The organism is Rossellomorea vietnamensis (assembly GCF_008180615.1).
GTDB lineage: Bacteria > Bacillota > Bacilli > Bacillales > Bacillaceae_B > Rossellomorea > Rossellomorea vietnamensis_D.
The window spans coordinates 91809-106145 of record NZ_VTEH01000011.1 but is presented as its reverse complement, the minus strand read 5'-3'; the positions used below and the strand labels follow the sequence as shown (position 1 = coordinate 106145).

The following is a 14337-nucleotide window of genomic DNA, read 5'->3' as shown; positions in this document are numbered from 1 at the left end:
AAGACAAACCTTCTTACAGCCTTGAACACTCTATTGTGAATAATTTACCGGGAACAGGGAGCATGCCTAAAGAAGCATGTGTGCAAGTGCATCCCAAATTTCAAGAGACCGATAAATTATATTGAGTCAAGTAAGTAAGTTACCTTCTAAATTACCGGATTCCATAAGAGCATAACAAATAAACCTATACTGACTAGGTAAAATTAACGCTCTGTACAAAATCTTTATTAATTTTCAAAAATTAATAATCAGCAATTTGTTGGTTCCATAAACTTACTTTCCCCCTCCGTCATTTTCTATATTATCTCAGGATTTCATTATTTTGTAAATAGGCGTTTGACTTTGATATAAGGAGAGACTGCCTATATCCTAAAAGATTGAATCTGTTGAAATGCAATGGATTTCCGCTTCAATCCCCTTATGTAAAAGAGAGAAATTTAAATAACATTCAAGAGCATCAATCTTTAAAAATACTGCTATGACAGTGCTTCCCATCACCAGCTCTTCCCCAAAAAGGTTTTGTCTCATCTTAAAAGTAAAATGAAGAAGCTAATAATTTTGCCAGAATTAAATATGCCTTTTTTTCATTTACCATAGAAAAAATCTATCAAAAAAGACAGTATCCACCTTCTTTACTTAAACAGATAACCAAACACCTGCGGCAGCCGCTCTCTCCAGGAGATTTCGTTATGAACGCCGCCTTCTATGGTGTCGAAGCGGATATTTTCCACTTTTTCTTTCAAAATGTCATACACGCGTTCACTCGTCCGTTCATAGGTTTCGCCGTCAATGGTTTCAGTTACTTCTGCTGTTCCGACGTCCATGTAGAAACGCTCGACCGCCGACATATCACTTTTCCGGATGAGTTCTTCAATTGCTTCCTGATTAAACCAGTAAGCGGAAGAAAGCGAGGCGACCCGTTTAAAGATATGGGGATACTTGCAGGCGGCATAAGTTGAGATCAACCCGCCCATGGAGCTTCCCGCCATACTTGTTTCGCTAGTTTTCGTACGGTATTTTTGATCAATGAACGGCTTTAATTCATGAACGATATATTCTATGTAGGCCTGTCCCTCTCCTCCGATGGTTGCACGGGTTTCATCAAATACCTCAGGCATTTTGCTGCTTTCCCAAGGAGCGTATTCATCCAGGCGCTTCAAGCCATCGTTGCAGTCAATGCCGACAACGATCATCTCGAATTCACTTTCATCCAGGTAGTCTCCCACTCTCCAGGCCATTCCGTAGCCAGCGTCCTCATCGCGATATAGATTCTGACCGTCATGCATATAGAGCACAGGATAGCGCTGATCTGCATTTCTCTCGTAGCCTTTTGGAAGATAGACACGGATGGTCCTATCACGATTCAGCGGGGTAATCTTCACATTGAATTGTTCATACATTGCCTGCAGGCCTCCTTAAAATGCTGAATATTCCGCCCCTTAACTTTAACATATTAAAGCGCGAAGAGGGACTGTCCCCTTCATTCCAAAAGTGGTGTTAAGATGCTCACTAAAGGTGCTTGTCTCTCGGCACTATTTTCTCTAAACGACTCTTCTGAAGCTCAGATTAACACGGCTATTGGCTAGCGTAATCACCATTAGTCTCGTTCAGCGGCTCTGCTCTGGTGTTTATTATGATAGAAAAACTACCTCCTTTAGCTGCTTCATCTTCTGCAGGCACCCTGCTTCTAGACAAATGGCTATTTTCATAGGGTGGCCTTCGGAAAAATCCCAATTGCCGGATTTCCCCCTGGAACCAGAGTTTTTTCTCTAGCGATGATTTTCGAAAATTATCTCAAATGGCAGCAAAGTTTACGAAAAGAGCTTTTCATATAATTGTTGTTTCCTGAAATACCATAAGGACCTGCCCATCCTGAATACTAGATTTTCTCCACCATGAAAGAATGTTCTTTCTACTTATAAAAAAACCATAACAAAAAGGAGGATCATAAAGACCCTCCTTTCGTCTCATCCGTTTAAGCGTTAACTGGTTCTAAGCATTTCTTGTTCTTGATCCTCGACCATAACTGATTTGGGAACTGCGAAGAGGTAAGTAATAATGAATGCAGCTGCCAGTGTTATGACTGATACAATCAAATAGGCCAACAACTGGTTCCACTCGTAGATGTACATCAAAGGTGAAAGAATAACCGCCAGTCCATAGGAATTGGCTTTGATATTCAGCAATGACAGTACGGCTCCCCCTGCTGCCGAACAAGCAATCATGACATAAAGCGGTTTCATACTATACCTCATGACTACCCCAAACAGGGCAGGTTCACTAACACCTAACAATTGTGTAATGGATGCACTGATACCTGTTACTTTTACTGTCTTCTTCTTAGCTTTCAAGGTAATGCCAAAGCAAACTCCAGCATTTGCGAATCCATACATTGCACAAAGAGTAATGAGAGGATTAAATCCGGTATTGGCTAACAAGGTAGTTTCAATGGCGATAAATAGATGGTGCATGCCAGTCATGACTGCCAGCGGATAAAGGAAACCGATAAAGAGACCTCCAAGTCCTAAAGGCATACCAATGAGCTCTGTAACAACAGTGATCAACCCCGCTTCTACTAGGTGCAGCAGCGGCCCTAATAGGAGAAGGCCGGTTACCATCATCGTCAATAACACAAGGAATGGGGTGAAAATTAAATCAAGAGCATTCGGCATAACAGCACGAAGTTTTCTTTCTAATTTGGCCCCAAGATAGCCAACAACAAGAGCTGTCAATACACTCCCCTGGTAACCCACCACAGGAATGAATCCGAACGCCATGATAGGATCAACACCGCTGTTAACATCTGCTACAGCGTAGGCATTCGGCAATGCTGGAGAAACCAGCATCAATCCGACTACAAATCCAAGTACAGGCATTCCTCCAAAGTTTCTAAAGGCTGACCAACAAATTAATGCCGGCAAAAAGGCAAAGGCCGTATCTGTCAATACAGAGATTAGCGCTGGAAGGTAACTCGGGATATCTTCCATTGTGAGCCCCATTAATCCAAGTATGGCATCACTAAACACCACTCCCTTTAGACCAAGGAATAAACCGGTTGCAGCGATGATAGGAATGATCGGGATGAAGATATCGGCAAGCGTGCGGACAGCTCTCCTGATTCCCTTTTCTTTACGAGGGGCATCCGTCTCTTCTCTCTTGTCGATCCCTTCATCATCAGGCCGGCTTCCTTTCAATGCAGCATACACTTTATTAACGACTCCAGTACCAAGAATAACCTGATACTGTCCAGCGTTATAGAATACACCTTTGACTTCCTCGATTTTTTCAATTGCCTCATCATCTATACTGGAGCGGTCTTTTACTGAGAAACGAAGCCTCGTTGCACAGTGAACATAGGTTTCTATATTATCTTCTCCAATAACATCGACAATCTCTTTTCCAATACGGGCATACTTATTTTCATTCATGATTATATCGCTTCTTTCTTTGAAAGTAATAGAGCTTGATAGGGTTTTAGAATAAATTCACTTTCAGGAACCTCTTCTTGGTAGTTATTCAACAGTACTTCGTCATAGGATGGGGCTGGCTTGATGCTTTGCTCTTCGGAAGAAAAGTTGAAATAACAATATACTGCCTCTTCATTCATTTTGCGTTTGTAAGCAATAATCGTTGGATGATCTTCGAGCAGCGGCTCTATATCCCCATAAATCAACGACTCGTTAGATTGTCGAACAGCAATGACTTTTTTATAAAAATTCAAGATAGAATCCTGATCGTGCTCTTGCTGTTCTACATTTATTGTTGTGAAATTTTCGTTCATTCTAAGCCAAGGTTCGACCTGTGAAAATCCTCCATATTCCCTTGAATTCCAATGAAATGGGGTTCTGGAATTATCCCTGCTGCGCAGATTCATGAAGTGCAGCGCTTCTTCAGCAGTAAAGCCCTCGTCCATAGCACGGTGATACTGGTCAATACTTGATATATCATCAAATTCGTCAATACTTTCACGCTCGAAATTAGTCATTCCTAATTCCTGTCCTTGGTATATAAAGGGTGTTCCGCGAAGATTTAGAAACAGTGCAGCAAGCATTGCAGCGGAATAAAAGTTCCGATCGCCTTCCTCTTTTATATACTTACTCAACGAACGATTTTGATCATGGTTTTCTAAAAAGTTGGCACCCCAGCCTACTTTTTGTATTTCCAGTTGGCTTTTGAATATCAGTTTTTTCAAATCCTGAACATCCCAATCTGTTCTTTTAAACCATTCGCTGCCAGATTCTACATCCAAGTCTGCATATTTAAAATCAAAAATCATAGAAAAGTATCCGTCTTCTCCGATATAGTCACCGTATTGTTCATAAGGCACACCCGGTGCTTCTCCTATTGTTACACAGTTATACTTCGAAAAAGTTTCCCGATTTAACTCGTGCAGGAATTCCTCAATGCCTGGCTGATTTCTGGTTTTCTTGGTACATTTACCTAATCCATCCACACCGTCGGCAGGAATATCTTCAAACCTTTGATCTTTTTTAATGAACGTAATGGCATCAACTCTAAATCCAGCGATTCCTTTTTCCAGCCAGAAATTGACCATTTTGTAGAGCTCTTTTCTAACTTCCTCGTTTTCCCAATTCAAATCAGGTTGTTTCACATGAAATGAATGGAAGTAGTACTCATCTGTTCCTTTTAAAGGTTCCCATACACTGCCGCCAAATACCGAACGCCAATTGGTAGGGGCATGGCCATTCTTGCCTTTCCTCAGTACATAATAGTCCCGGTATTTACTGGTTTCTGGATTTGCCAATAGATCTTGAAACCATGGATGCTCGTCAGAAGTGTGATTAATGACTAAATCAAGAACAATCTTAATGTCTCTTTTTTTAGCTTCTAAAATAAGATCATCCAAATCCTCCATCTCTCCAAAATCCGGATTTAATTCATAGTAATCTGAAATATCATATCCATTGTCAGCCATAGGAGATTTATAGATAGGACAAATCCATACCATTGTAATTCCCAGAGATTTGAGATAGTCCAATTTCTGGGTTATCCCTTTAATATCACCAATTCCATCCTTATTGGAATCATAAAAGCTTTTAGGGTAAATTTGATAAATGACTTCTTTCTTCCACCAATTTTTCTTCATGCCGTTATAATGCCTCCTTTAGTACAGTTTCAAATAAGTATCGAATTTTATGGTATCGATTTCATATAAATACAAAAAAAAACATAGATTTAAATAGTTATCAATTATGTTATCGGTTCCACATGCGAGAAAATAAAAAACCGCTCCGTGTGAAATCGATTTCATTATTATTATATTTTGATAGATTGAACTTGTCAACGCTTTCTTCTTTTCAATTATTTTCTGGTATTTATTGTTTTAACCTGCAAAAAAAAGCGAAACCGATACCACGATTTCACTAACTCATTTTCTTTTATGTGGATTGACGGACTATTAACTCGATGGGAAGCTCGTACGGTTTCAATGAGACTTCTTTTTTCTCCAGTATATCAAGCATGACTTCCATTGATTTCTCTCCCATTAATTCTACTGGCTGCCGGATTGTTGTCAGTTTGGGATCTACTATCTCTGCAATCGGCTGATCATCAAATCCGATCACTGCCAGATCACGGGGAATGACCAATCCTCTTTCTTTAGCTTCAATTATTATTCCTGCAGCGATTTCATCACTTCCTGTGAATATCGCAGTGGGGCGGTCTTCCATCTCTAGAATGCGGCCTAATACTTGTTTGCCATCTTCGATCGTATGCTTATCAATAAATATCCATTGGGGATTAATGCTGATACCTTCTTCTCTCAGCGCTTTTTGAAACCCTTGATTGCGGTCTTTCCCTTTTCCTTGTTCATCAAATAACCCGCCTGTGCAGTAGGCTATTTTCTGATGTCCTCTTTCTACCAAGTGTCTTGCCCCCAAGTAGGCACCTTTTGTCTGGTCTAATCGGATTGTCGGTGCGGCTTCCTGATTAACATAGTCATTACACAGTACAATTGCACCGAAATGAGTGTAGGTCTCTATAACTTCCCAATCATTTTCAATAGAAGTCATAATAACCCCATCAACTTGTTTGGTTTTTAGTAAATTTAAGAATGCTAGTTCCCTATCTTTGTCTTCATTACTTTGCACCATCAACACTTGATATCCCTTGTTAAAGGCCGCCTGTTCGATTGCATTTAAAAGATGAGAAAAGAAAGGATTTGTGATTCTTGGTACAATCACGCCAATTGTGGTTGTTAATCCGCCTCTCAGCCTCCTTGCTGAAGGGTTAGGAGTGTAACCAAGTTCTTTCATTGCCTCTTGTACTAATTTTCTCTTTTCATCAGAAACATATGGATGGTTATTTATGACACGGGACACTGTCGTTTTGGACTGCCCCGATAACTTTGCAACGTCTAATATAGTTGCCATTGGCTGATTCCACCACTTTCAAGAATTACTTAACTAAACCATAAATAATTTTACTTTAATAAACACCGACATGCAACCGATTTCATACTCACTTACTTTTCATTACTTCTTAACATAATAAAGCGCGGAGAGGGACAGTCCCTCTCCGCGCTTTATTGATTAGACTCTTTTCGTAAACCCTATTGCTGATTGATATGACTATCTTAAATTAAGCACATATCTCACCGGAAATACCCTGTTAAGCAAGAGTGTAAAAATTAGTATCCGGGGAAAAATCCGGCTCTTGGGATTCTCGGAAAGCAGCAATATATCCGAAACGCCTATTAATCAGAAATCGTACTGTGCATCTTTCTTTTCACGTATTGACGCAAAGGCCTCACCCAGCATGACGGTATCTTCCGCCAGGCGTTCTATACGGAAGAGGACATCATCATTTGTGATTTCTTTACGGTGGAAGTCGCTTTCTTCGATAAATACGTAGGTTTGGACAATTTGGGCTTTCATGTAAGCCAATATTGGCTTGATCTGCTGTTCGGCAATTAAGTAGTGCTTGGCAGATCCAGCGGTCACAATGATGCTGACCACTTTATCACGGAAAGCATTTTGAGGAAGCAGATCAAAGATGTTTTTCAATGTAGCTGGAATTGATGCTTGAAAAACCGGTGTCCCGATGATGATGGCGTCTGCCTCCATCAAGGTTTTTGTTACATGCCCTGTATCTCCTTCGTATTCGAGGTAGTTCCGGCCGTCACTGAATTGGATATCATAGTCAGCCAGATCCAGAAGGGTCACTTCGGCTTCGGGGTCATGTTTGCTAATTGATTTTACTGCGTAATTCATCGCGGTTCTCGTCTTTGAACCAACCTTCGAACCTGATAATCCGACAATCTTCATTTTCGCTGCCTCCTATTACTTGCTTGTGTACTTACGTATAGCTGGTAAAATTTCATTTCCGATGATTTCAACATTTTTCATGATCTTGTCAAACGGCATGCCGCCGAAGTCAATTTGGGCAATATACCGCTGGTGGTTGAATTCCTCATGTTGGTAAAGGATTTTTTCAATAATTTCCTGAGGGCTGCCGATATTCATGATGTTATGCGGATCCACACCCTGCGCAAAATGCTGCTTCGGAAAGCCGCCGCCATTGGTTTTCTTCATGCCTTCATTAATGTGTGGATATAAATCTTTTAACGCCTGCTGAGAAGTTTCAGCTGCATAAAAGAACCCGGCTGTCGCAACTGGTAATTGAGCAGGATCGAACCCTTTGCTCCGCGCCGCTTCACGGTACGCTTCAATGGTCCGTTTGAAAACGGAGGCAGGTCCGCCGAGGTGCGCCATGAACATTGGTGCTCCCGCATAGCCTGCTTTAATCGCACTGGCAGGTGTTCCGCCGACGGCACGCCAGATCGGCATGGAACCGTTTTGAGGCCGCGGAAGAACGCTTGCATTTCTTAGCGGCTTGCGGAATTCTCCGCTCCAATTCACGACTTCCTCTTCATTGATTTTCATCAGCAGATCAAATTTTTCTTCATATAGTTCTTCATAATTTCTGAGATCGTATCCTAATAGTTCAAACAATCCCACTCTTGAAGCCCGGCCGGCCACGATTTCTGCCCGTCCGTTCGAAATCAAGTCGATGGTGGCAAAATCTTCATACACTCTGACTGGATCAGATGTACTGATGATGGTGGACGAGCTGCCGATCTTGATATTTTTCGTCGCCTGCGCGATCGCCGACAGCACAACGGAATGAGCCTGCGTCGCGAAGTATTCCTGATGGCTCTCTCCGACACTGAAGAAATCAAGCCCTGCCTCGTCGGCAAGCTTGGCATATTCAATAATTTCCCGGACACGCTCGCCGGCAGTTCCTCTTTCGCCTGTATGAGGGTTTGGCAGGTGATCGCCTAATGTATAGATTCCGAATTCCAACCCTTTGCTTTGATCGATACGATATTTTTCCAACGATGTTCCTCCTTCAATTGTTTCAACTTGGACTCTCTGTTTTAAAAATAGTTAATTTTTATACTAAAAGGTATAATTAATACCTAAAGAGTAATCCAAGTTGCTGTTTAAAATCAATTTATGTGCTCATAATCGCCCGCCACTGCTCTGTTTCAAAACCTTCCTATTTTTTATACTTAATAGTATAATTACTATTTTACTTACTAGTATCAACATTTCCATTGAGGTGTTCAAATATGACAACCACAATCAAAACTACGAAAGATAAAATCCTGGATTTGCTCAAAAAGGAAGCGGCCTTGACTGTCAATGGCCTCATCGATCAACTGGGCATCACTCACATGGCCATCAGAAAACATCTGACTGTACTTGAAAAAGACGGGCTCATTCAATCGAGCGAGATCAGGCAGCCGAAGGGCCGGCCGCAATACAGTTATTCTTTGACTGAAAAAGGGGAGCGGCTTTTTCCTAAGAATTACGAAGGAATCAGCGTGGAGTTTCTTCAGGATATAGAAGATTCATTTGGGAAAGACTCAGTCGACGCTCTATTCAAAAAGAGAGAACAGCGCCTGACAAACCAATATAGAGACCAAGTCCAGCAGCAAGACAGCACCCTGGGTAAGGTGCGGGAAATCGAGAAGATACAAAACGAAAAAGGATATATGGCAAAAGCAAATCAAATCGATGAATATACCTTTGAACTGATTGAATACAACTGCCCCATACTGGCCATCGCGAACAACTTCAAAACCGCATGCAAATGTGAAACAGAAATGTTTAAAAAGGTCCTGGGCACAGAGGAAATCCAGCGGGTATCCTGCAAAACAGAAGGAAATCAACACTGTAAATTTCTGATTAAATATGAATCCTAAACCGAAAAGAGGCCTGCTGAGTGCGAGGTCACTGTAAAAGTGTTGATTTCCGTTCCAGGTGCTCGACTCCAATCAACGTGAGAAAACAAGAAAACTATCCGCTAATAAGTCTTAATTAAAAATAAACCATCAATATAAGGGGTTTCCCAATGATATAACAATAGACAATACTGTATATTAATAATAAAAAAGCTGTCTCTCCTTCCTTTTATAGGGAGAACAGACAGATTTTAATTTGTTAATCAAATTATATTTAAATATCAGGAGATTTTCAGTGGTCCTGCTGAGTGCAGGCCGCTTTTTCTTTTTACCGCATTACCTCACGAAAAGGAAATACCCCTTTTCTTACTTTAAAGAGCTGTAGGGATGTGACCAATTAGGCCTTCCTGCTCTCTCAGGTAAGACAATTTCATTTTTGGACCACTCAGCGCATTGTTCATTTTCATTTCATAGTGGACAACCTCCCTCTCTCTTTCATTCCAAATACATAGAATAGTATCGACCGGCAGGAAAAAGTCTGCCAGTCTATCATTCCAAATCTAGTAAAAGAAAGGTGATCACATGACCTATCCCGATCATTTACTGCCTGATGTATTCAGAAGGCCTTCCGCTTTCCGGGCTGTTTCCTTGCAGGATCAGGAGATAGAAGCTGACACGGCGGTTAAAGTGTTTTTTAATGAGGAAGCCTTCGATTTAGGGCTTGAATATAAAAGAAGAAATTCCCTTTTCGTTCCGCGTAGAGACGGCGTTTACCTCATTCAAGGAACTCTTTCATTTGAGCCTGACAACTTTGAAGAAAACTATCGTACGAGAGTAGAAGTCCGCGTAAACGGCAACCCTTATGAAGCCGCAGACAATGATTTCTGGGGAAGCGGCGTGGAGGTTGAAAATGTTGTCCAAGTATCTGCCATCCTGCAGCTTGAAGCAGGAGACGAAGTGGAGATTTATGTAGAGAGTTCCATTCCCGGAACCATCGCTTCTTATCAGCCTGGTTCAAACACGACATCCTTTTCAGCCGCCAAGCTAGCGGAGTTATAGTTTTAGAAAACTGAGATACACTCCTTTTTATTTCACTCTGAGTATTTCCTCAAGAAAAGCTTCTTGGGGGAGTTGTTCTTTTTGCTTCAACACTCTACAGCCCTAAAAGGGGCAGTCCCTTTTAATGATTTATCGTAAAAAAGCCTATCTTTTCAAAAAGGACAAGCGGCGTTTTAGCCCTTGTCCTCTTTGTCATTTTTCATATGGATGTATGACCGGCTTGAAGCCTCCCAGTTCAATCAGCTCTTTCTTCCCGTCGACCGTGACTACAAAGAAATCCTCTTTCTCCGCCAGCTCTATTTTCTCCACGGTCCGTCCTTGCTCTTCGTAAAACTTCTCGATTTGTTCTTTCTCGCTATCCGAGACCTCTTTTGCCTTATTGGCTGCAGCCAAAGCGGGCTCCTCGGCTACAGTCGGGGCTGCTTTGGGAACATGGGGTTCTCCCTGGTTAAAAATGCCCTGAAGAAGCTTGATAATTTCCGCAAATCCGAAGAATACAATCCCCACTACTGCACCATTGATAACCATTCCCCAGCCGACCCTTGCCCGCGAAATACCTAATTCTGCAAAGTCATCCTGTGACCAATAATACAATCCCGAGATAATCCCTACTGCTATAGAAAGAACACCTACAGTAAAAAGTACTGTTGCCACTTTATTTTCTCTGCTGGTCACTATCGCTCCCCCTTTGAAAACCTATAAACGTACTATTCTAGCTTATAGTCTGCTTCCCCTTTTTTCCAAAAAATAAAAGGGGCAAGATCCTGCCCCTTGTTCCTCTTGTCATTTTATTAACGTCTGTTGCTTTTCGGATCAAAAGCATCCCGAAGTCCGTCCCCGATGAAGTTGATGCAAAGTACCGTAGTGAGGATGGCGACTCCAGGCGGGATCCAGGCTGCCGGGCTGTTCCTCAGAATTCGCAGGCTCTGTGCTTCAGAAATCATATTCCCCCATGTCGGTGTCGGCTGCGGAATCCCAAACCCGATAAAGCTGAGGGCAGATTCAACAATAATATACGAGGCCATCATTAACGACGCGTTAACCACGATGGGCCCTATCGCATTCGGAATGAAATGCTTGAAGATAATCCTCATATCACTCGCCCCGATGGCTTTAGCTCCCTGTACAAATTCCTGCTCTCTCAGCGAAAGGTAGGTTCCCCTTATGATCCTGGTTAAATTCGGCCAGGAAGTTAAGGCAATGATGGCGACAAAGATTCCTATTGAAACCCTGTCAAGAATCGCCATGACTGTCAGAATGATTACAAGGAACGGAAGGACGAGCATCATATCTGTGACGCGCATGATAAAATTATCAATTTTCCCGCCGTAGTAGCCGGCAATGGAGCCCAGAGTCACACCAATTAACAGGGTGAACACCATCGCACTGAAACCGACAATCAGAGAAATCCTCCCTCCGTATAAAAAGCGGGATAAAACATCACGCCCTGAGCTGTCAGTCCCGAGAGGATTTTCTGCCGTCGGCGGACGTTCCACCAGGAGCAGATTGGATTTCGTCGGGCTGTGGTCGGTCAAAAGAGGGGCAAAGACGACCATCAAAACAATTAAAGCCAGGATGACCACGCCGGCCACTGCCAGCCTGTTTTTCATAAAACGGCCCAAAGCAATCTGAAAGGGTGTTCTCCCTTTTTTGGGTTTACCGTGCGGCTGCACTTCCGGGGTTGGATCTAAGGTCGTTTCTTGTGGATGGATTTGCATTTAATCACCTCATTCATAGCGGATTCTTGGGTCAACAATACTGTAAAAAATATCTGCAAGAAGGTTCCCTACTAATATAAAGACACCGAGCATCAGATTGATGGCCATTATGACAGGGTAGTCACGGTTGCTGATGGAATTGATGAACAGAGTTCCCAATCCCGGATACTGAAAAACTCCCTCGGTGATGATTGCACCGCTCAACAATGCGCCGATTTCAAAACCAAGCAGCGTGATGATCGGAATCATCGCATTACGTAATGTATGCTTATACAATACAGAGTTTTCCGTCATCCCTTTTGCTTTAGCTGTCCGTATATAATCACTTCCAAGTACGTCCAAAACTTCCGACCTCATGTATCTCATATACGTCGCTGTTCCTGCCAAACCAAGGGTGATGCCTGGAAGAACGAGATGATGCAGCTTATCGATCATGAGTGCGAGCCCTGATATACCAGGAGTTGATACCGATCCTTGCGAAGGGAACCAGCCGAGCGTAATCGAAAACACATAAATGGCGACCAGTCCAAAGAAGAAATTGGGAATCGCTAATCCTAAGAACCCGAAAGTGGTTGCTCCATAATCCAGCAGAGAATAAGGGTTTCTTGCAGAGTAGATTCCAATAGGAATTCCTACAAGAATGGTGATGATCAAGGAAAACAGCCCGAGCTGCAGGGTATTTTCAATACGGCCGGCAATTAAATCGCTGACATCACGTCCTTTGTATATGAACGATTCTCCAAAGTCACCCTGAGCGACCCTCGTCACCCAATTAAAATATTGAATATGAACCGGATCATTCAATCCCATTGCTTCACGCTGCTGCTCCAGAACCTGTGGATCTATATTCGGGTCCATCAAGCGGCCGGCAATCGGATCGCCGGGAGCCATTTTCAGCATAAAAAACACAATCATCGTAAGAGCAATCAGCATCGGGATAAAAACTAGAATCCGCCGTAAGATATACTGGTACAAGGTTCTCCCCCCATTCTTTCTATTTATATTGAACAGCTTGTCGTTTCTGTAACCTTTTAAGATAAGCTTAGCTAAGGTCTTTCTTCCTAAAAGAAGATTAGCAGGATTAATTCGGTGCCCTAGCTGCTTGCACGACTTTTACCAATGCCATTCAGAAGCGAACAGTTATAGAGCCCAGCTCTACGAGGCCAAATAGTCCAACCGCCTTTTGGTCTCTAAAAGCTTTCTTGACACCACTTCGCTCCTATTCAAACAGGCTTTGGGGCTCTAAAAGCTCTCTTGACACCACTTCGCTCCTATTCCAACAGGCTTTTGGTCTCTAAAAGTTCTCTTGACACCACTTCGCTCCTATTCCWACAGGCTTTTGGTCTCTAAAAGCTCTCTTGGCACCACTTCGCTCCTATTCCAACAGGCTTTGGGGCTCTAAAAGCTTTCTTGACACCACTTCGCTCCTATTCCAACAGGCTTTKGGGCTCTAAAAGCTTTCTTGACACCACTTCACTTCCATTCCAACAGGCTTTTGGTCTCTAAAAGCTTTCTTGACACCACTTCGCTCCTATTCCAACAGGCTTTGGGGCTCTAAAAGCTCTCTTGACACCACTTCGCTCCTATTCCAACCGGCTTTGGGGCTCTAAAAGCTTTCTTGGCACCACTTCACTCCTATTCCCACTGGCTTTTGGTCTCTAAAAGCTCTCTTGACACCACTTCACTCCTATTCCCACAGGCTTTTGGTCTCTAAAAGCTTTCTTGGCACCACTTCACTCCCATTCCAACAGGCTTTTGGTCTCTAAAARCTTTCTTGACACCACTTCGCTCCTATTCCAACAGACTTTTGGTCTCTAAAAGCTTTCTTGGCACCACTTCACTCCCATTCCAACAGACTTTTGGTCTCTAAAAGCTTTCTTGGCACCACTTCACTCCTATTCCAACAGGCTTTTGGTCTCTAAAAGCTTTCTTGGCACCACTTCACTCCTATTCCAACAGGCTTTTGGTCTCTAAAAGYTCTCTTGACACCACTTCACTCCTATTCCAACCGGCTTTTGGTCTCTAAAAGCTTTCTTGACACCACTTTACTCCTATTACCACAGGCTTTTGGTCTCTAAAAGCTTTCTTGACACCACTTCACTCCTATTCCTACAGGCTTTTGGTCTCTAAAAGCTCTCTTGGCACCACTTCACTGCTATCCACTTTTTATTCAATCCAGTTGCAGCGCCCTGCTCCTCGGGGTCAAATAACCCGAAGAGAATAAAAGGGAAAACCGCCTTTTTTTCTCTTCGGAATATTTGCCTGTCGGAGCAGTTCGGGGCGCTTCCACTTTTTATTAAAAAAAGAGCGCGGCGCCAAACCGAACGCTCTTTCCTTATTTGCTTCAACTTA

11 protein-coding genes are annotated in these 14337 nt (G+C 42.6%); 2 read left to right on the top strand and 9 right to left on the bottom strand.

Annotated elements, in window-relative coordinates:
* Positions 1 to 632 precede the first annotated feature (632 nt).
* The 6 genes from FZC79_RS13955 to FZC79_RS13930 form a co-directional block, all read right to left on the bottom strand.
* Positions 633 to 1400, bottom strand: a complete 768-nt coding sequence (locus FZC79_RS13955) for an alpha/beta hydrolase (RefSeq protein ID WP_148947385.1) — start codon at positions 1398 to 1400, stop codon at positions 633 to 635.
* A 582-nt stretch (positions 1401 to 1982) separates the two neighbouring features.
* Positions 1983 to 3428: a PTS transporter subunit EIIC gene (locus FZC79_RS13950; protein WP_148947384.1), complete on the bottom strand. Its 1446-nt coding sequence runs from the start codon at positions 3426 to 3428 to the stop codon at positions 1983 to 1985.
* Between the two features lie 2 nt (positions 3429 to 3430).
* Positions 3431 to 5107, bottom strand: coding sequence for a glycoside hydrolase family 13 protein (locus tag FZC79_RS13945; RefSeq protein WP_148947383.1), 1677 nt, complete (start codon positions 5105 to 5107; stop codon positions 3431 to 3433).
* 292 nt (positions 5108 to 5399) lie between these two features.
* A complete protein-coding gene (locus FZC79_RS13940) occupies positions 5400 to 6392 on the bottom strand; it encodes a LacI family DNA-binding transcriptional regulator (protein ID WP_148947382.1) in 993 nt (330 codons plus the stop codon).
* Positions 6393 to 6719: 327 nt separating this feature from the next.
* Positions 6720 to 7286, bottom strand: coding sequence for an NADPH-dependent FMN reductase (locus FZC79_RS13935; RefSeq protein ID WP_148947381.1), 567 nt, complete (start codon positions 7284 to 7286; stop codon positions 6720 to 6722).
* Between the two features lie 15 nt (positions 7287 to 7301).
* Positions 7302 to 8357 (bottom strand): LLM class flavin-dependent oxidoreductase, encoded by a 1056-nt coding sequence (locus tag FZC79_RS13930; protein WP_148947380.1) that lies wholly within the window; start codon positions 8355 to 8357, stop codon positions 7302 to 7304.
* A 236-nt stretch (positions 8358 to 8593) separates the two neighbouring features.
* Here FZC79_RS13930 and FZC79_RS13925 point away from each other — a divergent pair, with 236 nt between their 5' ends.
* Positions 8594 to 9229, top strand: coding sequence for a helix-turn-helix transcriptional regulator (locus FZC79_RS13925; protein WP_148947379.1), 636 nt, complete (start codon positions 8594 to 8596; stop codon positions 9227 to 9229).
* Between the two features lie 561 nt (positions 9230 to 9790).
* A complete protein-coding gene (locus FZC79_RS13920) occupies positions 9791 to 10267 on the top strand; it encodes an ABC transporter permease (protein WP_148947378.1) in 477 nt (158 codons plus the stop codon).
* Between the two features lie 192 nt (positions 10268 to 10459).
* Here FZC79_RS13920 and FZC79_RS13915 read toward each other — a convergent pair whose 3' ends face one another.
* From FZC79_RS13915 to FZC79_RS13905, 3 genes are all read right to left on the bottom strand, one after another.
* Positions 10460 to 10942, bottom strand: a complete 483-nt coding sequence (locus FZC79_RS13915) for a hypothetical protein (RefSeq protein ID WP_148947377.1) — start codon at positions 10940 to 10942, stop codon at positions 10460 to 10462.
* 116 nt (positions 10943 to 11058) lie between these two features.
* A complete protein-coding gene (gene opp4C, locus FZC79_RS13910) occupies positions 11059 to 11985 on the bottom strand; it encodes an oligopeptide ABC transporter permease (protein ID WP_148947376.1) in 927 nt (308 codons plus the stop codon).
* Between the two features lie 9 nt (positions 11986 to 11994).
* Complete coding sequence (locus tag FZC79_RS13905; protein ID WP_148947375.1) at positions 11995 to 12960, bottom strand: ABC transporter permease; 966 nt, start codon at positions 12958 to 12960, stop codon at positions 11995 to 11997.
* Positions 12961 to 14337: the final 1377 nt, after the last annotated feature.